The following is a 24,280-nucleotide window of genomic DNA, read 5'->3' as shown; positions in this document are numbered from 1 at the left end:
AACATATTATGCTTACACAGTTTTAAAATTATTCATTATATGGTATTGAAACAGTAAATGTACTTCCTTCTCCAACCTGGCTTTTAACATCAATGGTTCCATTAAAACTCATTACTACATGCTTAACAATTGCAAGACCTAATCCCGTTCCACCCTGTGCTCTTGATCTTGCCTTGTCAACTCTGTAGAACCTTTCGAAAAGTCTTGATAAGTGTACTTTTGGTATTCCTACTCCATTGTCCTTTACCCAGATTATACAAGTTTCGTTTTCCACTTTTGTACCTACTTCTACTTTCCCTCCTGCTTCAGTGTATTTAATTGCATTATCAACAAGGTTTATTATCATTTGCTTAAACTTATCTCCATCACCTATAATATCAGGTACATTTTCACAATTTAGTGTAATGTCTATATTTTTATTTTCAGCTGATTTACTTACCAGGTAATATACTTCATTAATTGTTTTTTCAACATTAATTTCCTCTGTTTTTCTTTCTTTGCTGTTCTCAATATCTGACAGTGTAAGAATATCGCTAATAAGTCTGGTTAGCCTGTCAGCCTCATCATTTATTATATTTAAAAATTTTTCTTTAGTTTCATCGTCATTAACATCTTTTAATGTTTCTGCAAAACCCTTAATAGAAGTTAAAGGTGTCTTTAATTCGTGAGACACATTTGCAACAAACTGAGATCTCATATTTTCCAGTTTTTTAAATTTAGTGATATTTTGAACAACTGCCACTGTACCTATCTTTTCATAGCCATTTATAATATCAGCAGTTTTTATTCTAAGATCTCTTTCCTTTGGCCAATATATCTTTATTTCTGTGTACTCATCATTATCATTTTTAAAAATATCCTCTAACTCAAAATCTCTTATATTATCCATTAAATTTTCGCCTATTATATCCTTGTTTATTCCAAATATCTTCTTGGCATATGGATTTATCATTATTACTTTATAATTTTTATCTACTGCAATAACTCCGCTGTCCATACTCTTTAATATTGCTTCCAGTCTATTTTGCTTTTCAATGGAGTCATCTATGGTTTCCTGAAGCTTATCCGCCATATTATTAAATGTATTAGCAAGATGACCTATTTCATCCCTGGTTGTAATGTTTACCCTTCTATCCATCTCACCCTTTGCAATTCTTGATGTTATGAACTCTAAATCCTTAATTGGCTTGGTAATTGCATATGATAAGTTGGAAGAAAAAATTAAAGAAACTAATATAGCAAAAATTAAAATTATTACATAATATTTTAAATAAGAACTCTCTAAACCTGTAACTGTCTTTAGCGGCATTGAACTTCTAACTATATAACCGTTATTGTATAAAGTGGCACAGTAAATATACTCACTTTTTGATGAAATGCTGTCTCTTACTGAATAGCCAACTCCTTGCTTCCTTGCCTTTATAACTTCTTCTCTGTTATTGTGATTGTCCATTGTATCCTTATCAATAAATGAATCAATTAATACTTTGCCGTTTTTATCAATGTAAGTAACTCTTATGCCTGAATCTGTAAAATTGTTTAAAAAAAACTCTCTTACATCTTTTATATTTTCATTGTTTAATATATTAATAATTAAATCATTATTTGTTTTTAAATTAGTTTTAGTACTTTCAATGTGCTCATAATTTACTAATATAATAAATAAAGTTGTAATGGTAATTAAACTAAATAGTAAAGTTGCCAGCATTGATAATAATAATTTTCTTTTCATATAAAATCACCATTATTCATCATAATTGAATCTATATCCGATTCCTCTAATTGTTTCTATATATCTTGGATTTTTATCATCTTCCTCTATTTTCTGCCTTAGATGTCTAATATGAACATCCACAGTCCTTGTTTCTCCAATGTACTCATATCCCCATATTTTATCCAAAAGGAAATCTCTTGTCATTACTCTTCCTTTATTTTTAATTAAAATTTCTAAAAGCTCAAATTCCTTCAGTGTTAGTTCTATTTTTTTGTTCTTTTTAAAGATCTCATGTCTTTGAAAATCTATGCTTATATCTGCAAAATTAACTCTTTTTTCAACTGGTTTGATTACCGTTCTCCTCAATACTGCCTTTGCCCTTGCAACCAGCTCTCTTACGGAAAATGGCTTTGTAACGTAATCGTCTGCACCTAGTTCCAATCCCAGTATTTTATCTAATTCTTCGCTTTTGGCTGTAATCATTATTATTGGAGTTGATGAAACAAGAGTATCTCTCCTTATCTCCTTGCAGACATCATATCCATCCATACCTGGCAGCATTAGATCCAGAAAAACCAAATCAGGCTGTTCTTCTTTTACAATTTTCAATGCATCAATTCCATTATCTGCTGTAATACATTTATATCCTGAATTTTCAAGATTAAATTTTATCAATTCCCTTATATGTTCTTCGTCATCTACAATTAGTATTTTTTCTTCACCCATTATTGTTCCTCCTAAATGAAAAGTTATTTTATATACACAAAGGAAAAATTTCTTTTGCTGGTTTTGTTCTTTCTATAAGAGTGAAATTCATTATTTTCATTATATTATTAAACTTTGAAATTGCCATTTTAATCTCCCATTATAATTTATAATTTAATTCTAACACTGTTTTAATTTCATTTCTTAAGAAATTTAATAATTTAAACTGATTTTATAAAAAAATGACATGAATCCACATGTCATTTTTTATTAGCCATTAAATTTTTTATTTCTTCCATAAAAGTATTAATATCCTTGAACTGTCTGTATACCGATGCAAATCTTACATAGGAAACCTCATCAACATTTTTTAAGCTTTCCATAATTAATTCACCAATATGTTCAGATTTTACTTCAGTTAACATTTCGTTGTTGATTTTTTTTTCAACTTCATCAGCAATTCCTTCAATTTGTTTCCTTGAAACTGGTCTCTTTTGGCAGGCCTTTATAAGACCATTTATTATTTTAGTTCTATCAAAAAATTCTCTGCTCATATCTTTTTTAATTACTAACATTGGTATATCTTCCACCTTTTCGTAGGTTGTATACCTTCTATTGCAGCTTAAACATTCTCTTCTTCTCCTGATGGCCATATCATCTTCAGTAGCTCTGGAATCAATGACCTTACTTTCTAAATAACCACAATAAGGACATTTCAATTCATTCACGCCTTCCTTTCTATTTTGCTATTCTATAGTATATCATATTTTTACTCTTCATTCCTAGAAGAAAATTCAATATCTTTCACCAAAATTACATCTACACCTATTTTATGTATGTTATTCCATGGAACCTCTATATCATTATTTTTGGTAAACCAGGATATCTTTTGAGTAGGGATAATCACAGAAACAACACTATAAGTATCACAGTCAATTTTTATATCTCTTATATATCCAATTTTAGCTCCAGTATTTATATCTATAACTTCCATAGATTTTAGATTTGATAAGGAAAACAAGGAAAGTTCCTCCATAAATATTACCTCCGTATAAAACAATCTTATAAACATATATATGATACATATAAATTTTGTATTACAAAAATAAGATTAAAACCTAAAATAAAGTTTTAATCTTATGTACACATTTATCCATATAATTTACTTTAAATCTATTTAAACATATTTTCTCATATGTTTTAATGCTGTTTTTTCCAATCGTGACACTTGTGCTTGTGAGATACCTATTTCATCTGCTACCTCCATTTGAGTTCTGCCCTCGAAAAACCTTAAGTTTAATATTAGTTTTTCCCTTGAATTTAATTTCTTCATTGCTTCTTTGATAGATATATTTTCAAGCCAGCTGTCATCAATGTTTTTGCTGTCACTTATTTGATCCATAACATAAATAGCATCACCGCCATCATGATAAATTGGTTCAAAAAGTGATACTGGATCCTGGATTGCATCCAATGCAAACACAACCTCTTCCCTGGGAACTTTTAGCTCCCTGGCAATCTGAGAAACTGTTGGCTCCTTATTATTTTCTCCTATTAATTTGTCCCTGACTTGTAATGCTCTATATGCAATATCTCTTAAAGATCTGCTTACCCTAATTGAATTATTATCCCTAAGATATCTCCTGATTTCTCCTATAATCATGGGCACTGCATAAGTAGAAAACTTAACATTTTGATTTAAATCAAAGTTATCAATAGACTTTATTAATCCTATGCAGCCTACCTGAAAAAGATCATCAACATTTTCTCCCCTATTATTAAACCTTTGAATAACACTTAAGACCAATCTTAAATTCCCTCTAATAAATTTTTCTCTTGCTGAGTTATCACCTTTTCTGATACTTAACAGCAGACTTTTCATTTCAGCTTCCTTTAATACAGGTAATTTTGCAGTATTAACTCCACAAATTTCAACTTTATTTATTATCATATACTCATCAGCCCCTTTAGTATATTCGCATTTTAATTATTTACTAAGGGAGCAGATTTTATACTAAAGACAAACTATAACATCTTATTAATTTCTTTTTTTAATCTTTTAATAATTCTTTTTTCCAGTCTGGAGATATATGACTGAGAGATTCCAAGCATATCTGCAACTTCCTTTTGAGTTTTTTCTCCTCCTCCATTTAGTCCAAATCTAAGTTTTACGATTTCCTTTTCTCTGTCACTTAATTTTTTCATTGCCATAAATAGTAATTCTCTGTCAACTTCATCCTCAATTAAGTTGTATACCTCATCATTGTCCGTTCCTAGTATATCTGACAGCAACAGTTCATTTCCATCCCAATCTATATTTAATGGTTCATAAAAAGAAATTTCTGCTTTTACTTTGCTATTTCTTCTTAAATACATTAATATCTCATTTTCTATGCACCTTGAAGCATAGGTGGCTAATTTGATCTTCTTCTCAGGATCGAATGTATTCACAGCTTTTATAAGTCCTATAGTTCCTACAGAAATTAAATCTTCAACATTTACCCCGGTATTTTCGAATTTTCTTGCAATATACACTACTAATCTTAAATTTCTTTCAATTAAAGTAGATCTAACATTTGAATCACCTAAAACCAACCTTGTAACTAAATCATCCTCCTCTTTTTTTGTTAATGGCGGCGGAAGTGCATCATTGCCCCCTATGTAGTAAATTCTTTCAGAAAATATTTTTAACTTAATGACTATTCTATTTAATAACTCCTTTAAACTTAGCATTTTATATACCCCCACTTAAATTATATTTCTTGGTAACAGAGCATTATAATCACCACTTTTGCTCAGCTTTGAACTTGTAACAGCAATTATTCCATCTACTCTGTTATTAATGCCATTCATATGAACTATTATAGAACTTGGCTTTACTCCAAATAAATTTCCCTCATTTCCGTCAACCAGCTTATAAGGTATATAATATTTTGAAAAGTTATCAGTATCTATGCCATTTAGCACGTTTTGTTCAGCTATAATTACCGGTATATTGGTAACTGGTTCACGGAGTTCATTTCCCGTATCTAAAAATGCCTTTACAGATTTTAAATTTTGATTAAACTGTATATCTATAGTATATATAAAGTTTGTCATTGCTTTTCTGTCTTTAATAAAAGTAACTGTCCTGTGAATTATTAAATACATAATCATAATTGAAATCATCAATTTTTTATAGGAAAAGTTATATATTACTCCAACGGTTATATTTGCAAATTCACTTGAAGAATTAAATGTGCAGATTCCAGCAAGAAGCATTGTATATATTATAAAAATGCAATATGCCTTTAAAAGAAAAAAAAAATCTTTTTTTCTTACTGCAATAAAAGTCATAATAAAACCAGCTGCTAATTTTCCAGCAAATCCGGAAAGTACCTTTAAACCTGGTATTAGCAAGGTAAGCACATATAAGCTTCCTAGTGTGGACGATATAATTAAATATTTTATTACAGGCCTTAATTTTATTGTCTGAAGCGTGATATATAATAAAAAAAAATCAACAATAAAATTTTCAAATAGTATTACATCTAAATATATAATCAAATGATCCCCCCCAAATCATATGTTACTCACTTTATTATAAACCTATTTGTTTCAAAATTTTGTCAATTTATAATGGTTTTATATATTATTATATTTTAAAATATGTCATTATGCTTAATTTTAGTTTAACTTGTAACAAAAAAAACCAGTGATCTTTAATTTACTTAAAAATCACTGGGGTTAATTATTTCTTTATTTTCTTTGTCTTCTCAAAAATGCAGGTATTTCTAAATCAGGTTCATCAAAGTTTGCCTTTTCTGAAGTCATTGCAGCCTCTTCTTTTCTATTTACAATATCTTTTTCATTTAAATTAATATTATTTGTAACATGCTCTGTTTTTTCATCTTCAAATCCTGTTGCTATGACAGTAATTCTGATTTCATCTTTTAAACTTTCGTCTATTACAGCTCCAAATATTATATTGGCTTCTGGATCAGCAGCCTGTTGGACAACTTCTGCAGCTTCGTTAATTTCAAGAAGTCCAAGGTCTGCACCACCAGTAATATTTAATAATACTCCAGTGGCACCAACAATTGAAGTTTCCAAAAGAGGACTTGATATAGCCTGCTTTGCAGCCTCCTGAGCTCTGTTATCTCCATTTCCCTTACCTACACCCATATGTGCAAGTCCTCTATCTGTCATAATAGTTCTTACATCTGCAAAATCAAGATTTACTAAACCAGGAATGGTAATAAGATCAGAGATGCCTTGAACACCCTGTCTTAAAACATCATCTGCCAGTTTAAAAGAATCCATTAAAGTTGTCTTTTTATCAACAATGCTTAAAAGCCTTTCATTGGGAATTGTGACCAATGTATCCACAGTTTCCTTCAGATTTTTAATTCCCATTTCTGCATGAAGCATTCTTTTTCTGCCTTCAAAAGGGAATGGTTTTGTAACTACCCCAACTGTTAATATGCCCATTGATTTAGCAATTTCGGCAACTATTGGAGCAGCACCAGTGCCAGTTCCTCCTCCCATTCCTGCAGTTATAAACACCATATCAGCACCTTTTATTGCCTGTGAAATCTCATCTTTGCTTTCTTCCGCAGCCTTTTTCCCAATTTCAGGATTTGCACCTGCTCCTAATCCCTTTGTTAATTTATCTCCAATTTGGATCTTTTGAGAAGCCTGCGAAAGCATTAATGCCTGCTTATCTGTGTTTATAGCAATAAATTCAACATTTTTAAGTCCTTCTTTAATCATTCTATTTACAGCGTTATTTCCTCCGCCGCCACAACCAATTACTTTAATTTGAGCAAATTGTTGGACATCTACATCAAAATCTAGCACAATAATACCTCCTTACAAATTTAAAAAAACTCAGTAAAAAATTCCTTAATTTTTGCTAAAAATCCACTTTTACCTTCTTCTTCACCCATGTCTTCATCATTCAATACATCTTTACTTTTCTTTTCATTTGATTTGTTAGTTAAGTAGCTATTTTTAAAGCTTTCGGAAGCTTCTTTTACAATCCCAATGCCACATGAATACATAGGATTTGAAGATCCAACAAAATGTGGAACTCCTATTCTTACAGGTTTGTCTAAAATTTTTTCAGCCAATATATCAATATTGGTCATAAATGAAATGGCTCCTCCTGTAATAGTAACCCCTGATATTTCATTCTTATATCCGCTTTGGATAATTTTATTGTTAATAATGGATAAAAGTTCTTCTACTCTGGCATTAATTATTTCAATTAATAAATTTTGATCAATTTCTATAGCATTATTATAACTTGCTTTTACACTTATTTTACTTTTACTAACATTATTATCGTTTTTTATGTCACCATACTTTAGTTTTATTTTTTCCGCCTCAGAAAAGGGAAGTTTTAAACATACGGAAATATCATTAGTAATAATATTCCCTCCATAAGGTATGGCATCTGCAAATTTAATTACTCCATTTTTAAATATTGAAATATCAATGGTTTCAGCACCTGCATCAATAATGGCAGTACCTATTTCTTTTTCTTCCTTTTCAATAAGTACCTCAGATAATGCTAAAGGTTCATAAACGATACCCCTTACCTTTATATCTGCCTTATTTATACTTTTAAATAAGTTATTTATAACTGTAGTTTGAGATAAAATTACCTTGGCATCAACTTCAAGCCTTAATCCGCTCATTCCAATAGGATCCTTAATTCTATCAAATCCGTCGACAATATATTGTTCAGGAATCAAGCCAATTATTTCCTTATCAGAATTAACTGTGATAATTTTAGCAGCCTTCAAAACTCTTTCTACATCACTTTTCTTAATCTCCCTATCTTCTGATGAAACTGCAACAACGCCTTTATTGTCTATTATTTCACTAATACACACAGGCAGTGAAATAAATACCTCATCTATTTTATAGTCAATTATTCCTTCCAGCTGAAAAATACAGTTTTTAATTGACTCAGAAGTACTATCAATATCTACTACTATTCCTTTTTTTATACCATTACATTTAATTGAAGTAACTCCAACTATCTGAATATCTCCATTTTTATCAAATTTACCTGCTGCTGCACAGATTTTTGATGATCCAACATCAATTCCGATTATATATTCATTCATTATGCCTTTCTCCCCCCTTGTAAGAGAACCATCAAATTATATATTCAACATAAATCTAATTTTTCCTCTAAAATTTTAATATTTTAATTGAAATTTAATTAATAATAAAATATAAACTGAAAAGAAACTAAAGTTTAAATGAATAATTACATATATTTAAAAGAGGAAGATTAAAATCCTCCTCTCAATTTACCTTTTCAAAATCACTAACATTTACGCTTCTTGTATGTATTGTGTGATTCCACTCTTTTTTATTTTTATCTAACAACCCCTGTATAGATATTGGAAACCAGGTTATTGCATAAATAGGATAAATAATATAGTACAAAAACACCTTGAAATTTAATTTTTTTTCTAAAACTAAAATAAATGGTGTATAAACCAGCTGAAAAATTGTAACCAGCACTAATGCTAAAGTGGCCATACTTGCACTTATAAGTGGAATACCTGCGTTTATATTGGCAATAATATGTGTTGTTTTAATATAATACTGACCCAGACTTATTACTGATGATATTCCTAAAAGTATAGTAACTATAGGCTGAATGCTATATAATGCACAATCTAATGGAATAAAACTGAAACTTACTATGGATTTCTTTATAAGTTTGAAAAAATATCTGCTGGAGACATCTGCGAATCCCTGCATCCATCTTTTTCTCTGCCACCAGGACTGAGACATTGTGAGAGGCTTTTCATCATATATTATGGCATCATGAGCCCATCCAACTTTATAACCATTTAATACAAGTTTGCAGGTAAATTCCAAATCCTCAGTTAAACATGTTGCACCCCAGCCTAACTTTTTCAGCATTTCTGTATCAATACAAAATCCAGTTCCACCCAGCTGGCTGGAAAGACCCATATTGCTTCTTGAAAGCTGAAACATTCTATTACATGTCCAAAATGCAATAGAATAACTGCCTGTAATCCATGTATCTTTTGGATTCTTACTATCCAGATAACCTTGAACTACTTTATATCCTTCGCATAACTTTTTATTCATTTCTAAAAGAAAGTTTTTATGTGCTAAATTGTCTGCATCAAAAATAGCCACTGCATCATATTTCTTTTTTAATTTAAAAAGTTTTGAAAACATCCATTCAAGTGCATAACCCTTTCCCCTTTTATCCTTATTAGTCCTTTCATAAACCAGAGCGCCCTTTTGTCTTGCTATATATGCAGTTTTATCAGTACAATTATCTGCTACAACAAAAATATCATAAAGTTCTTTTGGATAATCTAACATTTTCAAACTATCAACTATATCAGCAATTACAACTTCTTCATTATGAGCTGCAACTATCAAAGCAAAACTCTTTTGGGGTCTAATATTTTTTGTCTTTCTGCCCTTCCAAATTCCAAAAAATGAGATAAACAAATAATACATGGTAATAATATAAACAATATTTGTTAATAAATGCGAACTGTATTTTATAGCTAAATTTACTATATTCAATATAGATCCCCCCTAGTTCAAAGTTATTTTAGCACAAAACTATTTCAATTACTATATAATTTTAAATTTTGTTTATTCATCCAGTAAACAAGTAAAATATTTGCAGCAAACTTATGAAATTATTAGTATTAATGAGTTATAATGCACAAATAAAATTTAAATCTGTCTTATACTATCCTATTGTATTTATATCTATTTTATTGAATTTTATGCATTTGTATGAAATATAAAACTATGCTATTATAAAATCAGTTAAAATAAATTACTGTTATAGTATAGAAAAGGGGGTAGAGCCTTATGCGGCGCTACTATCTAATCTATTATCTGGATTTAAGCAGACTTCATAAAAAAGACGAATCTTTTTGGTAAGTCCTCTTATCTTATTGTTTTTTTATTTAATAATAGGAGGTCTTATTATGAAGCAGGTTAATTGCAGTAAGAAATGTAATAATAATTCTAAAATAAATAATAAAAAGAAACAGGAAAAAGTTTCCAATGCTGTAAACAATCAAATTTCAGTAAAAATGTTCGATTATTTACTATTTTAATGTTAAAAAAGGACCATAGGTCCTTTTTTATTTATAAAGATATTAACTTACTAAGCATTTCTCTATCCATAGCATATGATATAGCAGTATCATATGAAATAATTCCCTTTTTATGATAATCGGCTAGTGCCATATCCATTGTCTTCATGCCATACTTAACTCCAGTTTGAATTGAAGATTCTATCTGATGTGTTTTTCCTTCCCGAATCATATTTTGAATGGCAGTAGTTATTATCATAATTTCTAAAACAGCAATCCTTCCCTTTTCATCTTCCCTTGGAAGAAGCTGCTGTGAAATAATTCCCTGTAGAACTGCAGCCAGCTGAATTTTAATCTGCTGCTGCTGATATGGTGGGAAAACATCTATTATTCTGTCAATAGTTTTAGCTGCCCCAATAGTATGCAATGTTGATAATACTAAGTGGCCTGTTTCAGCTGCAGTTAATGCAACTGAAATTGTTTCAAGATCCCTCATTTCACCAACAAGGATTACATCCGGATCTTCTCTTAGTACAGCTCTTAAGGCACTTCCATAACTTTTAGTATCCTTCCCTATTTCTCTTTGATTGATTATAGATTTATTATGTTTATGTAAATATTCAATTGGGTCCTCAAGAGTAATGATATGTGCTGCCCTGGTCGAATTGATTTCATTAACCATTGCTGCAAGAGTTGTGCTTTTTCCACTTCCAGTGGGTCCTGTTACAAGCACTAATCCCCTTTGTTTTAAAGTTAAGTCTTTAATAACTGGAGGAAAGTTTAGATCATTTAAATTTGGAACTTTTAGTCCAACAACTCTTAAGGCAATAGCAATGCTCCCTCTCTGCTTGAATACATTGGCTCTGAATCTTCCAAGTCCTGGTACAGAAAATGAAGTATCTGCTTCCCCAATTTCTTCAAAGGCTTCATATTGTTGTCCAAAAATTTCTTTTGCATACCTTTCTGTATCTGAAGGTGTTAACTTCTCCTTTGAAATTTCTGTTAGTGTTCCATTAACCCTTATAACTGGTGGTATTCCAACAGTTAGATGCAAATCAGAAGCCTTTTCTTTCATAGTTGTTTCTAATAGCTGCTTTAAAATTATCACTTTATTTTCCCCTTTCGCTTAAGTAGTCAATCCAAATATTCATAGCCTTAACAGCTTGATTCTTCAGCATTAAACTACCATTCATCACTTGAGCGCCCTTTTGTCTGGCCTGGCTGAGTAATTGTGATTCTTTATTGCCATAATTTATATCATATACTAATGCATCTGGATTTACTTTTGTAATATTAAATAACTTATCATGTATATAATTGGGCCCTCCTATTGGTGTACAATTTACAACAATATCATATGGTTCCAGGTTTATGCCATCCTGGTAATCACTTAAATTTAAAAAAATATCTGCACCATGTAAATTAGCCTTTGATTTTAAAGTATCCCTTGCAATAACATGGATACTTTTTATATTTAAATCTTTAAGTGCTGTAAAAATACATCTGGCACTTCCACCATTTCCAATAATCAATGCTGTTTTGCTGTTTACATTGAATCCAGAAATCTCAAGACTCTTAATAAATCCATAATAGTCTGTGTTATATCCTATTAATTTTTCATTTGTCACCAAAACAGTGTTAACAGCACCTATAATATCTGCAGATGAATCAATATCATCTAAATACTTAATAATTTCCGTTTTATATGGAATAGTGACATTAAATCCTACTATTTTATTTATTCGTAGATTTTTAACAAAATTTGATATGTTATCATAATTTACATCAAATATTTTATAATCTAATTGAATTCCATGTTCATAATAATATTTATTATGTATTTCCGGAGATCTTGAATAAGATATGTTTTTTCCAAGCAGTCCTACATGTTCCATAAAATCACTCCCTATAATATTTATTCTTCGCTATTTTCACAATTCCTCTTTAATAGTCATGTTTTTAGTATGCATGAAAAAGATTAAGAATTAGGGATTGTTATACAAATTCCTAATTCTTAGTCCTTTATTTACTGTAGTTGTTCATTTCCTTATATAGCTTTTTAAGAGCTCTTTTTTCTATCCTTGAAACATAAGATCTGGATATTCCAAGTAGTTTAGCAATTTCTCTTTGTGTTTTAGGCTTTCCATCCTGAAGTCCATATCTCATTTCAATTACACTTTTTTCTCTATCTGCTAAGCAGCTGTCTATTTTATTATATAATCTTTTAGTTTGGATTTTACTTTCCACTATTTCAATAATAGAATCATCATCACTGCTCAGAATGTCCATTAAAGAAATTTCATTGCCCTCTTTGTCAACTCCGATAGGATCCTGGAGATATACCTCACCTTTAGTTTTTTTATTATTTCTTATGAGCATGAGTATTTCATTTTCAATACATTTTGCAGCATAGGTAGCAAGCCTTGTTCCTTTTGAACTGTCAAAAGAATCTATTGCTTTTATCAAACCCACAGTTCCTATAGATATTAAATCATCTACATCTTTCCCAGGGTAAGAGTACTTTTTAACAATATGTGCAACAAGTCTTAAATTTCTTTCAATAAGTATGTTTTTAGCTGAAATATCCCCTTCTTTTAATTTTATTAAATAATATTTTTCTTCATTTTCATCTAAGGGCTGAGGAAATGAGCTATTATTTGTTACATATGCCGTTAGAAACACTACATTACTTAATACATCAAATAAGCATTCCATGGTAAACACCGGTGTTCCTCCTAATAGTGCTTATTAATATATTATGTTTTCTTTCAAAGAAAAGTGCCTGTACAATGATCTTTTTATTATTATTTTAATAATGGACTAACTGTCTCTACAATTTGCTGGAATACTGGAGAAGCCGTATTAGAAGCACTTTCAGTGTTCTTATTTATTTCAGGGCAAATTACCACAATGGAGTAATATTTTTCTCCAATTTTAAAAAAGCCTGTAAACCAGCCATCTGATGTATCCCCTCTCTCAGTTGATCCTGTTTTTCCACCTACCTCAACATTTTTAACTGCAGCTTCTGTTCCTGTTCCCTTTTTTACCACACTTATCATTTGAGCTTTTAATTCATTAGCTGTAGCCTTTTCAATTACCTGCTTGTTTTCTGTTTTGCATTGCTGAACCATATCATTATTATTATTAACATATCCATCAATAATATATGGCTTCACATATTTTCCTTCGTTTACTACTGTATTTGGAATTGCAACGGCCTCCAATGGAGTAATTCTTACTCCTTGACCAATTGCTGTTTTATAAATGGATTTATCCTCCAGCTTAGGTTCTTTTTCCTCAATGGCACCGCTTTGTTCATCATATAATCCAAGAACTTTATCAAATAATCCCTGATTATTGGCATTATCATAAAAGTTACTTGCCCCTACTTCCATACCTATCTGCCCGAAAATATCATTGCAGGATGCTGATAATGCCTCACCTGGAGTTAAAGTACCATGAAATCTGTGGGAATCCTTTTCATAAATGCCATTGCATGTATAGGATTTAGCCAGATTTATACTTTTCTTGTCAAGGCCTGCCTCTTCAACAATGACTTTAAATATTGAACCTGGATATAAACCATGATTAGTACTAGCCCCAATTATTACATTAGGCTGAGTATTATCCTTTTGATTAATGGATATTATTTTCCCAGTATTGCTTTCTACCAATAATACACCTATATTTTTATAATCTGAGTACTTTTTATCCTTAAGTACTTCATCAATCTTATCCTCTATATCTTTATTAATTGTAAGCCTTATATTAAGATTATTTTCAGGGATAATATTTTGTTCTTCTGTAATTTCTCCATCAACTTTTCTTTGAAAAGTTACTTGAGGAAATTTATTTTGTTTTAATTTCTGCTGAATTAAATTCTCTAAACTATTGCCATCCTTATTTACAGTTTTACCGTTTTTAATGGTATTAGCATTTGTAATTACATTTTCTATTTTCCATGCATATCTTCTATCTACCTCAATATGCTTGTAGGCGTACATTCCCTTTAATCCGCTGATTTTTTTTATTTCGTTGTAGGTTTCTTCATTTACTTCGTATTTTAAAATAATGCTTTGATTTTTTTCAATATCATCTCTTAAATCAAAACCATCTTTATATTTTCCTAAAGTTGAATTGTAATTATTTAATATATACATTACAGTAAGTAACTTTTCATTCATTGGATCATTAAAATTATCCTTAAAAAGATTTGGTACAATAACAATGTCATATATTGTATTGTAATTTAAAAGCTGCTTTCCATTAGCATCAAACAAATTATAATTTATATCTGACAAATTTTCCGTATATTCATACTGAGAATTTGCAATTACAGATAATTTGCTTGTTTCGCTGTACTGAAATTTAAATATTCTGTATATTTGAAAAGCAAGCAGGCAAACTAAAATTATTAAAATGCATATCAGTTTTCTTTTAATTATACTCTTATACAAAAAAACACCCCATTTAGCCAGCTATATTATTATAGATTCTAGACTAAAATAAGATGTTTTATTCAATAGTTATTCATTTCTTTGAAGGATCTGTTTTATCTTTGCAACTATAATGTCAATTGCAACTTTGTTATGTCCTCCTTCAGGAATTATGATATCTGCATATCGTTTTGAAGGTTCTATAAACTGCATATGCATTGGCCTTACAACATTTAAATATTGATTTATTACTGTATCAACTGTTCTTCCTCTTTCATTAATATCCCTTACCAGTCTTCTTATAATTCTTACATCAGGGTCTGTATCTACATATAATTTTATATCAAGCAAATCCCTGATTTCTTTTTCCTGAAGAATTAATATTCCTTCAACAATGATAATTTCCCTTGGTTTTACCTTAATTGTTTCTTTTTTTCTATTATGTATCTCGAAATCATATATGGGCTTTTCAATACAATTTCCCTCTAAAAGAGATTTTAGATGTTTAACCAATAAAGGAGTATCAAATGCATCAGGATGATCATAGTTAGTTTTTGTTCTTTCTTCCAAGGACAAATTACTTTGGTCCTTATAATATGAATCCTGCTCAATTACAGCCAGATAATCTTCATCAAACTTACTGCATATTTCATTTGCTATAGTACTCTTTCCTGAACCTGACCCTCCTGTAATTCCTATTAAAATTGGACGTACCATTTATTTTCCCCCTTGAAAATCTTCATTATGGTTTCAATTATTTATCTGCTCTTGATTAACAAGTCATTTTTCAATAAAGTTTTTTCGCTGTCTGCCTTATATATCATTTGTGCCACAGGTGTAGATGGAATAGATTCATGGTCTTTATTTTTTAAATTAGTAAGTCTTACAGTAAAGTTATCACCCTGAGGTCTAAGTACCTCTACTTCATCGCCTTCAAAAATTTTATTTCTCTGCTCGATTGTAGCAACGCCATTATCAAAACTTTTTACAATTCCCACTATATCATAATCTCTGATATAGGATGAGGTTTCATATATCTGCTTATTTTTCTCTCCAAAGTAAAAGCCTGTATGATATTGCCTGTGACTGGCTTTACTTAAATCTGTAAGCCATTTCTCATTAAACTTATATTCCTCTGGATTATCAAAGTAAGAATCAAGAGCCTGCCTATATGCCTTCACAACTGATGCCACATAATATGCACTTTTCATTCTTCCTTCAATTTTAAGTGAATTAATACCACACTTAACTAATTCAGGAATATGCTCTATCATACATAAATCCTTTGAATTCATTATATAAGTTCCCTTTTCATCTTCTACTACGGGGAAGTACTGACCAGGCCTTTTTTCTTCCATTAAATAATATTTATATCTGCATGGCTGAGCACAAGCACCCCTGTTTGAATCTCTTCCCGTCATATAATTAGAAAGAAGACATCTTCCAGAATAAGAAATGCACATGGAACCATGAACAAAAGCTTCAATTTCACAATCCTCGGGTAATTTTTCTCTTATGCATTTAATCTCCTCAAGTGATAATTCCCTGGCTAAGACAATTCTTTTAACTCCTTGTTTATACCAAAACTGTGCAGATTTCCAGTTTACATTATTAGCCTGAGTGCTTAAATGAAGCTCCATTTCTGGCACAACTTCTTTTGCTGTCATTAGTATACCTGGATCTGAAACCAATATTGCATCTACATTCAGTGCAGATAGATTTTTAAGATATTCTTCCAGTCCAACTAAATCTTCATTATGAGGGAATACGTTAATTGTTACATATACTTTTTTTCCCCTGCTATGAGCATAATTAACTCCTTCAGAAAGTTCTTCATCAGTAAAATTGTCTGCAAAAGCTCTTAAATTTAATTTATTTCCCCCTAAATAAACTGCATCAGCTCCAAAATCAATGGCAGTCTTCAATTTCTCTAGATTTCCTGCTGGAGCCAGTATTTCAGGTTTATTCATAGCTTCTCCTCCTTGTAATAACAGCTATTCCATCACCCATTGGAATAACGGATAGCATCAATTCCTTAGACTTTGAAACTTGGTCTAAAAATTTTCTCATTCTTTTCACAATAGTAATTTTTCTTCTTATAACAAGCTCCTTGGATGCAATCATTCCTCTAAAAAGAACATTGTCAGCTATAATTACTCCATCCTCTTGTAATAGTCTTAAGCATTCTGGTAAAAAATCATTGTAGTGGGCTTTCCCGGCATCCATAAATATTAAATCATATTTCCCATGCAGATTTTTTAATACTTCAGTACACTCTCCATTTAAAACATTGATACGATCATCATATCCATACAGCTTTATATTAGCTTTAGATATGTTTACCATATTAAGATCTCTTTCAATGGTATCTATTTTGCAATTATCACCTGATGCCTTACACATTATTATGGATGAATAACCAATTGCTGTTCCAAGTTCAAGGATAGTTTTTGGTTTTTTTATATTTATCATAATTTCAAGAAATTTTCTTACTTCTTTATGAACTATTGGTACAGAATTTTCTATTGCATAATCCTCCAGCTGCTTAAGTTCCCCAGAACTTTCTTCAATTAGGCTTCTAATATACTGCTCCATATAATCATAAGTTATTCCGCTCATAATTTCCTCCAATAGTACTAATATTTGTTATTTAAGTTTTGAATCTATATACTGCTTTTTAACATCTAAAAATTTGCTGTAATTATCAGTAAAAAAATGCGGACCGTCTTTAATAATTATAAAATAGATGTTATTTGATTTTTCAGGATTTATTGCTGCTTCCAGAGATGCCTTTCCTGGTGAACATATTGGTCCAACAGGTAAACCTTCAACATAATAAGTATTATATGGAGATTTTACTTTTAAATCATTAGTACGAACTACTTCTTTATGAGCATCTAAAGCATACAGTACTGTTGCATCCGATTGAAGTTTCATTTTTTTATTTAATCTGTTATAGAAAACAGAAGCAACTTTAGGCCTGTCACTATCCTGTAATGCTTCTTTTTCCACTATAGAAGCCATTGTAACAAAATTTTCAATATTATTATCATTTATTTCCTTATTATTATTCTTTTTTATTTCAGTTATTACTTCTTCAAATCTGCTTAGCATTATTTTAATAACTTCTTCACTGGATGAATTCTTTTCAAATTCATATGTATCAGGGAAAAGATATCCTTCCAATGCATATCTCTTTTCCCCATCCCTTTTTATGTAAAATGGCAGTTTATAATCCTTGCATGTACTTAAAAAATCGTCTTTTTTAACTATGCCGTTTTTGTCTAAAAGCTGAGCAATTTGTTTAATGTCATATCCTTCAGGTATTGTAACTTTTACTGCATTTTCATTATATATACCCTTTTCTAAATCATCAATTAACTTTTGAAGAGAAACATTTGAAGATATCTCATATGTACCTGGTTTAATATTAGTATTGTTTTTATAATTGTTTTTTATATAAAGTTTTGTAAGAAAGCTGTTTTTCAGTGATCCCTGCTTATTCAGTTTATCAACAATATTATACAAGCTGTCCCCTTTATTTACATATAAAACAAAATTTTTGTTTTTATTAAGAGGATGGCTAACCACCTTTTCAAATAAAATGAAAGTAGTCAGCCCAATTATTAAAAATATTATCAGTAAAACACTAAATATCTTTAGTAATACCTTTTTACTCATAAAAACCTCACTATTTTCTTCTCTGAGACTTTTTCCTCAAATCTGTGTTTAATATTCTCTTCCTAAGTCTAATATTTTCTGGTGTTATCTCCACTAATTCATCTGAAGCTACAAAATCCAGGCAGTTTTCAAGGCTCATTATTCTCACAGGAGTAAGTTTTAAAGCTTCATCTGCTCCTGATGATCTTGTATTTGACAGATGCTTCTTCTTACACACATTAACTTCAATATCATCTGCCCTTGAACATTCACCACATATCATTCCTTCATAAACTTCTACTCCTGGTCCAATGAATAAGGTTCCTCTGTCCTGAGCATTAAACAATCCATAAGTAATAGAAACACCATCTTCAAATACCACAATAGATCCTCTGCTTCTTTGTGGAATGTCTCCTTTGTATTTTTCAAAGCCTTCAAATACATGATTCATTATTCCATTACCTTTTGTATCCGTCATGAATTCGCTTTTAAATCCAATTAATCCTCTGGCAGGTATTGTAAATTCAAGTCTTGTGTACCCATTCACAGCAGAAGTCATATTTACCATTTCTGCTTTTCTAGGTCCTAGCTTTTCCATAACTACTCCCATAAATTCTTCTGGTACATCTATAGTTAAATATTCAATTGGCTCTAGTAAGTTGCCTTGTTTATCTTCTTTAAATATTACAGTTGGCTTGGATACCTGAAATTCATATCCTTCTCTTCTCATAGTTTCAATTAAAACTGATAAATGAAGTTCTCCTCTTCCGCTTACCTTAAACATATCTGGTGATTCAGTTTCTTCAACTCTTAAGCTTACATTAGTTTCAAGTTCTTTCATTAATCTGTCTCTTAAATGTCTTGAAGTTACAAATTGTCCATCTCTTCCAGCAAAGGGAGAGTTATTTACCATAAAGTTCATGCTTAATGTTGGCTCATCAATATCCACAAATGGTAATTGTTCAGGATTATTTATGTCTGCAATAGTTTCACCTATATTAATATCTGAAATTCCTGAAACTGCAACTATATCACCAAGCATTGCTTCTGATGTTTCTTCTCTCTTTAATCCATTAAAAACATAAAGATTAGATATTTTAACATTGTCTATTTTTCCATCTTTTCTTATTAAGGCAACATTTTGATTTTTCTTTATAGTTCCTCTTTCAATTTTCCCAATTCCTATTTTACCAACATACTCATTAGAATCTATAGTTGTTATTAAAAGCTGAAGCGGCATGTCCAAGTACCCTTCTGGTGCCTTTACATTTTTTATTATTGCATCAAATAAAGGATCCATATTGGTGCTTTCATCTTCTAATTCTTTCTTGGCAATACCAGTTTTTGCAGAGCAGTAAACTACAGGGAAATCCAGTTGATCATCATCTGCTCCTAATTCAATAAATAAATCAAATACTTCATCAAGTACTTCCGTTGGTCTTGCATCTGGTCTGTCAAGTTTATTAATTACTACAATTGGTTTTAAATTTAATTCCAGTGCCTTTTTTAGAACAAATTTTGTCTGAGGCATAGGTCCCTCATAAGCATCTACTACAAGTAGAACACTGTCTACCATTTTAAGTACACGTTCAACTTCTCCCCCAAAATCAGCATGTCCCGGAGTATCCACAATATTTATCTTAATTCCGTTGTGCATAACAGATGTATTTTTAGATAATATTGTTATACCTCTTTCTCTTTCCAGGTCATTAGAATCCATTACTCTTTCCTGAACTTTTTCATTTTCCCTGAAAACGTGACTTTGTTTTAATAATGCATCTACCAAAGTTGTTTTACCATGATCAACATGCGCAATTATAGCTACGTTCCTTATATCATTTCTTACAAATAAATCCATTTTTACTCCTCCAAAACTGTTGTATAAAATCTCCAAAAAAATTGGATACATAAAGTATCCAATTGCATTTTATCAAGTTTATTTTAAACTTATAATATGAAAAAGTCAATATAACAGAAATTATAAATTATTTGACTTCTTCAAATGTTAAATCAATATTAATTGCATCGTTTAAAATTTTCATTATATCTTCCCAAACTACTCCAAATTTTTGCTCTGCCAGTAAATAATCTTTTACATCTGGATTCATAGAAACTATAGAATACAAATTTTGCAGCTTTTCTTCAAGTTCTTTGGATAACTTACCATTCTGTGCTTGTTCTGAATAAGCCTGAATTTGAACTTTTCTAAAATCATCCAGCATTTTTTTATTTGTTTCATTTAATTTTACTTTTTCGCTGGCCTTTCTTAATTCAACCACATCAGGATAATTTTTTAATTCATGTGCCAGTTCATGTGCCTTATCATAAATATTCATTATTGTTGCCCTCCTTATACATTAAAAGAAAATATTAACTTTAAAAGTTTTTCATTCTTACAATTCTAAATTTCCATTATTATTGGAAGAATCATTGGTTTTCTCTTAGTTTTTTCATATAAGAAAGTTCTTAATGCTTCTTTTATATTAGATTTTATGGTTGCCCACTCAGTTATATGTTTATCCTGGCAATCTAATAAAGAATTCTTAACAATTTCTCTTGCACCTTCCATTAAATCCTCAGATTCTCTAACATATACAAATCCTCTGGAGATAATATCAGGTCCTGCAATTACAGATCCAGTTTCCTTTTCTATAGTTACAACTACTGTTAATATACCATCCTGAGAAAGGTGTTTCCTATCCCTCAATACAATATTTCCAACATCTCCAACACCTAATCCATCAACAAAAACCTGTCCGGATGGAACAGTTCCATTTTTCCTAATGCTATCTCTGGTTACTTCTATAACATCACCATTTTCAGCAAGAACAATATTATTGCTTGGCATTCCTAATTTTTCTGCCAGTTCAGCATGCTGTTTCAAATGTCTATATTCACCGTGCACCGGCATAAAAAACTTTGGCTTAACAAGTGTATGCATAAGCTTTAATTCTTCCTGGCAGGCATGGCCTGAAACATGAACATCTGCCAGTGATTCATAAATTACTTCTGCACCTTTTTTAAATAACTGATTTATAACCCTGGAAACAAGCTTCTCATTACCAGGTATTGGTGAAGCTGAAATAATTACCATATCTCCAGGTGTTATGCTGACTTTTTTATGTTCTGAAGCAGCCATCCTTGTTAAAGCAGACATTGGTTCCCCCTGACTTCCAGTTGTCAGTATTACAATCTGATTATCAGGGTATTTGCCTATATCATCTATACTAATTAATATATTTTCTCCTACATCCAGATATCCTAAGTGAGTTGCAACATCCACTATATTTTCCATACTTCTGCCAGATACAGCTACTTTTCTGCCATATCTGGATGCAGCAGTAATAATCTGCTGGAGTCTGTGAACATGTGATGCGAAAGTGGCAACTATTATCCTGCCTTTTGCATCAGCAAATATTCTTTGAAATGTTTCTCCTACAGTACTTTCTGACATTGTATAGCCAGGTCTCTCAACGTTTGTGCTGTCACAAAGCATTAACAATACTCCTCTTTTGCCAAGCTCTGCAAATCTTGCCAAGTCAGCTACAGATCCATCAATTGGAGTATAGTCAATTTTAAAGTCTCCTGTATGTAATACCACACCTAATGGTGTATGTATTGCAATTGCTACAGAATCAGCAATACTATGACTTTGTCTGATAAATTCCACGGATAAATTATCCAATTTTATAATGTCCTTGGGTTTGACACATCTTAAATCAACAGTTCCAAGCATGTTATGTTCCTTTAGTTTTGACTCAACAATACCTAAAGTAAGCTTTGTTCCGTAAACTGGTACATTAACTTCCTTCAGCACGTATGGAAGGGCCCCAATATGGTCCTCATGCCCATGAGTAAGAAAAATACCCTTAACTCTTTCAATATTTTTTACTAAATAAGTAACATCAGGAATTACTAAGTCTATTCCTAACATTTCTTCATCGGGAAACTTTAGTCCGCAGTCTATAACAACAATATCATTTTTATATTCAATAGCTGTTAAGTTCTTTCCGATTTCATTTACTCCTCCTAAAGGAATAATCTTAATATTATCTTTTACTTTTTTCACAAATCTTCCCTCCTTTATGCAATGATTATTGCTATAAACGTATCATTATTTACTACTTTTTTTAGAGCATTCATTACATAATCCAAAAAATTTTACACTATGGTTTAGAACCTTAAAATTGTACTTTTGCTCTATATTGTGTTCCAATACTTCTAGCAGGTCACCTTGAACCTCTATTACTTTTCCACAACTAGTGCAAATCAAATGATGATGCTGATGGTTTTCTTCTTCATGAACCAATTCATATCTGCTGCATCCGTCATTTAAATCAAGCTTACTTACTGCGCCAAGCACTTCCAGCAATTGTATTGTTCTATACACAGTTGCCAGACCTATTTCAGGACAGTCCTTTTTTACAAGATCATATATTTCTTCTGTGGTCAGATGACTACCTTCATTTTTTATAATCACGTCCACAATGGCCCTGCGCTGCGGTGTCAGCTTGTAACCTTTGTTTTTTAAATTATTTTTTAAATTTTCAATTTGTTGTGATGATAATTTTGACATTGCTTCTCCTCTCTTTTAAAATTATTAAACAAACATTAATTTAATTCATCACTAGAAAATAATGTTTCATAAGCTTCTGTTACAACTGCAAATTCGTCATCATCATCAATTGTAACTAAGACTTCATTGCCTTCTGCATCTTTATCTATTCTAAGTGCTACGGCTTCATCTGTATCTTCATCCTTTGGCACTAAGATTACATATTCTTTATCTTCAATATCCATTTTTGTTATTACATCAAATTCTACTTCATTGTTTTCCTCATCATATAATGTGATTGAATCTATATTATTATCCATTATTATATCCACCTTTTAAATTTATTTGCTTATGCTGTCAAGATATCCTTGTAAAATATATGTAGCAGCAATCTTATCAACAATCTTTTTTCTCTTAGCTCTTGATAAGTCAGCTTCAAGCATAGCTCTGTTAGCTGCTACTGTTGTTAGTCTTTCATCCCAATACTTAACTTCTATACTAAGTCTTTCTTCTACAATTTTGCAAAATTCCATAACTTTTTCACTTTGAGATCCTAATGATCCATTCATATTCTTTGGCAAGCCTGAAATTATGTATTCAGCCTTATATTCATTACATATTTTTTTTATTTCTTCTATATCTCTTTCAATTCCCTTTCTGCGTATTGTAGTTATCCCCTGTGCTGTATATCCAAGTGGATCACTTACAGCAACACCTATTGTCCTGTCTCCTACATCTAATCCTATTATTCTCATAAATTTCTACTCCAATGTATGTTTTTTAATTATATTAAAATAAAATGCCCAAAAGGGCATTTTATTTATTTAATCCCTAAATATGATTTTAATACCTCTTCAAGTATTTCATCCCGTTCAAGCTTTCTAACCAATGCTCTGGCACCATTGTAATTTGTAATATAAGTTGGATCTCCGGAAATCAGGTATCCTACCAGCTGATTAACAGGATTGTATCCCTTTTTTATTAATGCATCATACACTTCTGTTAATATTTCCTTGGTTAAATCCTTTTTATCCTTACAAAAATCAAATTGTATTGTATTATCATTACCCAATTTTCTCACCCCTTTTTTTAGATTAAATTAATCTAA

Annotated in this window: 26 protein-coding genes; 1 reads left to right on the top strand and 25 read right to left on the bottom strand. The window is 30.8% G+C overall.

Annotation, left to right across the window (positions count from 1 at the left end):
- Window positions 1–28: 28 nt before the first annotated feature.
- From EQM05_RS07565 to EQM05_RS07520, 10 genes are all read right to left on the bottom strand, one after another.
- Window positions 29–1,732, bottom strand: a complete 1,704-nt coding sequence (locus EQM05_RS07565; protein WP_128749469.1) for a HAMP domain-containing sensor histidine kinase — start codon at window positions 1,730–1,732, stop codon at window positions 29–31.
- A 12-nt stretch (window positions 1,733–1,744) separates the two neighbouring features.
- Entirely contained in the window at window positions 1,745–2,440 is a 696-nt protein-coding gene (locus EQM05_RS07560; RefSeq protein ID WP_128749468.1) for a response regulator transcription factor, read from the bottom strand.
- A 239-nt stretch (window positions 2,441–2,679) separates the two neighbouring features.
- Entirely contained in the window at window positions 2,680–3,138 is a 459-nt protein-coding gene (nrdR, locus tag EQM05_RS07555) for a transcriptional regulator NrdR (protein WP_128751063.1), read from the bottom strand.
- 50 nt (window positions 3,139–3,188) lie between these two features.
- Window positions 3,189–3,455 carry a YlmC/YmxH family sporulation protein gene (locus tag EQM05_RS07550; RefSeq protein WP_128749467.1) on the bottom strand — a complete coding sequence of 89 codons (267 nt, stop codon included), beginning with the start codon at window positions 3,453–3,455 and terminating at the stop codon, window positions 3,189–3,191.
- A 141-nt stretch (window positions 3,456–3,596) separates the two neighbouring features.
- Complete coding sequence (gene sigG, locus EQM05_RS07545; protein ID WP_128749466.1) at window positions 3,597–4,370, bottom strand: RNA polymerase sporulation sigma factor SigG; 774 nt, start codon at window positions 4,368–4,370, stop codon at window positions 3,597–3,599.
- Window positions 4,371–4,444: 74 nt separating this feature from the next.
- Window positions 4,445–5,152, bottom strand: coding sequence for an RNA polymerase sporulation sigma factor SigE (gene sigE, locus EQM05_RS07540; protein ID WP_128749465.1), 708 nt, complete (start codon window positions 5,150–5,152; stop codon window positions 4,445–4,447).
- A 15-nt stretch (window positions 5,153–5,167) separates the two neighbouring features.
- A complete protein-coding gene (gene spoIIGA / locus EQM05_RS07535; protein ID WP_128749464.1) occupies window positions 5,168–5,965 on the bottom strand; it encodes a sigma-E processing peptidase SpoIIGA in 798 nt (265 codons plus the stop codon).
- 192 nt (window positions 5,966–6,157) lie between these two features.
- Window positions 6,158–7,258 carry a cell division protein FtsZ gene (gene ftsZ, locus EQM05_RS07530; RefSeq protein ID WP_128749463.1) on the bottom strand — a complete coding sequence of 367 codons (1,101 nt, stop codon included), beginning with the start codon at window positions 7,256–7,258 and terminating at the stop codon, window positions 6,158–6,160.
- 20 nt (window positions 7,259–7,278) lie between these two features.
- Window positions 7,279–8,535 carry a cell division protein FtsA gene (ftsA, locus tag EQM05_RS07525; RefSeq protein ID WP_128749462.1) on the bottom strand — a complete coding sequence of 419 codons (1,257 nt, stop codon included), beginning with the start codon at window positions 8,533–8,535 and terminating at the stop codon, window positions 7,279–7,281.
- Window positions 8,536–8,719: 184 nt separating this feature from the next.
- Complete coding sequence (locus tag EQM05_RS07520) at window positions 8,720–9,994, bottom strand: glycosyltransferase family 2 protein (RefSeq protein WP_205694184.1); 1,275 nt, start codon at window positions 9,992–9,994, stop codon at window positions 8,720–8,722.
- A 416-nt stretch (window positions 9,995–10,410) separates the two neighbouring features.
- Between EQM05_RS07520 and EQM05_RS16340 the strand changes: the two genes are divergently transcribed.
- Window positions 10,411–10,542, top strand: a complete 132-nt coding sequence (locus EQM05_RS16340) for a hypothetical protein (RefSeq protein ID WP_279222127.1) — start codon at window positions 10,411–10,413, stop codon at window positions 10,540–10,542.
- A gap of 31 nt (window positions 10,543–10,573) precedes the next feature.
- Here EQM05_RS16340 and EQM05_RS07515 read toward each other — a convergent pair whose 3' ends face one another.
- The 15 genes from EQM05_RS07515 to EQM05_RS07445 form a co-directional block, all read right to left on the bottom strand.
- Window positions 10,574–11,629 (bottom strand): type IV pilus twitching motility protein PilT, encoded by a 1,056-nt coding sequence (locus tag EQM05_RS07515; protein WP_128749461.1) that lies wholly within the window; start codon window positions 11,627–11,629, stop codon window positions 10,574–10,576.
- 1 nt (window position 11,630) lies between these two features.
- Window positions 11,631–12,416, bottom strand: a complete 786-nt coding sequence (gene aroE, locus EQM05_RS07510; RefSeq protein ID WP_128749460.1) for a shikimate dehydrogenase — start codon at window positions 12,414–12,416, stop codon at window positions 11,631–11,633.
- A gap of 127 nt (window positions 12,417–12,543) precedes the next feature.
- Entirely contained in the window at window positions 12,544–13,245 is a 702-nt protein-coding gene (gene sigK, locus EQM05_RS07505; RefSeq protein ID WP_128749459.1) for an RNA polymerase sporulation sigma factor SigK, read from the bottom strand.
- Between the two features lie 80 nt (window positions 13,246–13,325).
- Complete coding sequence (locus EQM05_RS07500) at window positions 13,326–14,978, bottom strand: penicillin-binding transpeptidase domain-containing protein (RefSeq protein WP_243108146.1); 1,653 nt, start codon at window positions 14,976–14,978, stop codon at window positions 13,326–13,328.
- Window positions 14,979–15,047: 69 nt separating this feature from the next.
- Window positions 15,048–15,674, bottom strand: a complete 627-nt coding sequence (gene udk, locus EQM05_RS07495; RefSeq protein ID WP_128749457.1) for a uridine kinase — start codon at window positions 15,672–15,674, stop codon at window positions 15,048–15,050.
- A 41-nt stretch (window positions 15,675–15,715) separates the two neighbouring features.
- Window positions 15,716–16,927 carry a U32 family peptidase gene (locus EQM05_RS07490; protein ID WP_128749456.1) on the bottom strand — a complete coding sequence of 404 codons (1,212 nt, stop codon included), beginning with the start codon at window positions 16,925–16,927 and terminating at the stop codon, window positions 15,716–15,718.
- On the bottom strand, window positions 16,920–17,576 hold the full coding sequence (locus EQM05_RS07485) for an O-methyltransferase (protein WP_128749455.1): 657 nt from the start codon (window positions 17,574–17,576) through the stop codon (window positions 16,920–16,922). Before EQM05_RS07485 ends, EQM05_RS07490 begins: the two co-directional genes overlap by 8 nt.
- Before the next feature lie 27 nt (window positions 17,577–17,603).
- Complete coding sequence (mltG, locus tag EQM05_RS07480) at window positions 17,604–18,638, bottom strand: endolytic transglycosylase MltG (protein ID WP_128749454.1); 1,035 nt, start codon at window positions 18,636–18,638, stop codon at window positions 17,604–17,606.
- A gap of 10 nt (window positions 18,639–18,648) precedes the next feature.
- The gene (gene typA, locus EQM05_RS07475; protein ID WP_128749453.1) at window positions 18,649–20,475 is read right to left on the bottom strand and encodes a translational GTPase TypA; all 1,827 of its coding nucleotides are present in this window, start codon (window positions 20,473–20,475) and stop codon (window positions 18,649–18,651) included.
- Window positions 20,476–20,602: 127 nt separating this feature from the next.
- Complete coding sequence (locus tag EQM05_RS07470; protein WP_128749452.1) at window positions 20,603–20,953, bottom strand: YlbF family regulator; 351 nt, start codon at window positions 20,951–20,953, stop codon at window positions 20,603–20,605.
- A 65-nt stretch (window positions 20,954–21,018) separates the two neighbouring features.
- Window positions 21,019–22,686 carry a ribonuclease J gene (locus EQM05_RS07465; protein WP_128749451.1) on the bottom strand — a complete coding sequence of 556 codons (1,668 nt, stop codon included), beginning with the start codon at window positions 22,684–22,686 and terminating at the stop codon, window positions 21,019–21,021.
- A 45-nt stretch (window positions 22,687–22,731) separates the two neighbouring features.
- On the bottom strand, window positions 22,732–23,193 hold the full coding sequence (locus EQM05_RS07460; RefSeq protein ID WP_128749450.1) for a Fur family transcriptional regulator: 462 nt from the start codon (window positions 23,191–23,193) through the stop codon (window positions 22,732–22,734).
- Window positions 23,194–23,228: 35 nt separating this feature from the next.
- Window positions 23,229–23,492, bottom strand: coding sequence for a DUF1292 domain-containing protein (locus EQM05_RS07455; RefSeq protein WP_128749449.1), 264 nt, complete (start codon window positions 23,490–23,492; stop codon window positions 23,229–23,231).
- 21 nt (window positions 23,493–23,513) lie between these two features.
- On the bottom strand, window positions 23,514–23,927 hold the full coding sequence (gene ruvX / locus EQM05_RS07450) for a Holliday junction resolvase RuvX (protein WP_128749448.1): 414 nt from the start codon (window positions 23,925–23,927) through the stop codon (window positions 23,514–23,516).
- A gap of 65 nt (window positions 23,928–23,992) precedes the next feature.
- Window positions 23,993–24,244 (bottom strand): IreB family regulatory phosphoprotein, encoded by a 252-nt coding sequence (locus EQM05_RS07445; protein ID WP_128749447.1) that lies wholly within the window; start codon window positions 24,242–24,244, stop codon window positions 23,993–23,995.
- Window positions 24,245–24,280: the final 36 nt, after the last annotated feature.

The organism is Clostridium sp. JN-9, assembly GCF_004103695.1.
Lineage (GTDB): Bacteria > Bacillota > Clostridia > Clostridiales > Clostridiaceae > JN-9.
This window is presented reverse-complemented; position numbering and strand designations above follow the sequence as displayed.

What these genes read in the sequence shown, in the direction of transcription:
- EQM05_RS07565 (WP_128749469.1), bottom strand. Translation starts at nt 1,732, where the DNA reads ATGAAAAGAAAATTATTATTATCAATGCTGGCAACTTTACTATTTAGT.
- EQM05_RS07560 (WP_128749468.1), bottom strand. Translation starts at nt 2,440, where the DNA reads ATGGGTGAAGAAAAAATACTAATTGTAGATGACGAAGAACATATAAGG.
- EQM05_RS07550 (WP_128749467.1), bottom strand. Translation starts at nt 3,455, where the DNA reads ATGGAGGAACTTTCCTTGTTTTCCTTATCAAATCTAAAATCTATGGAA.
- sigG (WP_128749466.1), bottom strand. Translation starts at nt 4,370, where the DNA reads ATGATAATAAATAAAGTTGAAATTTGTGGAGTTAATACTGCAAAATTA.
- sigE (WP_128749465.1), bottom strand. Translation starts at nt 5,152, where the DNA reads ATGCTAAGTTTAAAGGAGTTATTAAATAGAATAGTCATTAAGTTAAAA.
- ftsA (WP_128749462.1), bottom strand. Translation starts at nt 8,535, where the DNA reads ATGAATGAATATATAATCGGAATTGATGTTGGATCATCAAAAATCTGT.
- EQM05_RS16340 (WP_279222127.1), top strand. Translation starts at nt 10,411, where the DNA reads ATGAAGCAGGTTAATTGCAGTAAGAAATGTAATAATAATTCTAAAATA.
- aroE (WP_128749460.1), bottom strand. Translation starts at nt 12,416, where the DNA reads ATGGAACATGTAGGACTGCTTGGAAAAAACATATCTTATTCAAGATCT.
- udk (WP_128749457.1), bottom strand. Translation starts at nt 15,674, where the DNA reads ATGGTACGTCCAATTTTAATAGGAATTACAGGAGGGTCAGGTTCAGGA.
- EQM05_RS07490 (WP_128749456.1), bottom strand. Translation starts at nt 16,927, where the DNA reads ATGAATAAACCTGAAATACTGGCTCCAGCAGGAAATCTAGAGAAATTG.
- EQM05_RS07485 (WP_128749455.1), bottom strand. Translation starts at nt 17,576, where the DNA reads ATGAGCGGAATAACTTATGATTATATGGAGCAGTATATTAGAAGCCTA.
- mltG (WP_128749454.1), bottom strand. Translation starts at nt 18,638, where the DNA reads ATGAGTAAAAAGGTATTACTAAAGATATTTAGTGTTTTACTGATAATA.
- typA (WP_128749453.1), bottom strand. Translation starts at nt 20,475, where the DNA reads ATGGATTTATTTGTAAGAAATGATATAAGGAACGTAGCTATAATTGCG.
- EQM05_RS07470 (WP_128749452.1), bottom strand. Translation starts at nt 20,953, where the DNA reads ATGAATATTTATGATAAGGCACATGAACTGGCACATGAATTAAAAAAT.
- EQM05_RS07460 (WP_128749450.1), bottom strand. Translation starts at nt 23,193, where the DNA reads ATGTCAAAATTATCATCACAACAAATTGAAAATTTAAAAAATAATTTA.
- EQM05_RS07455 (WP_128749449.1), bottom strand. Translation starts at nt 23,492, where the DNA reads ATGGATAATAATATAGATTCAATCACATTATATGATGAGGAAAACAAT.
- ruvX (WP_128749448.1), bottom strand. Translation starts at nt 23,927, where the DNA reads ATGAGAATAATAGGATTAGATGTAGGAGACAGGACAATAGGTGTTGCT.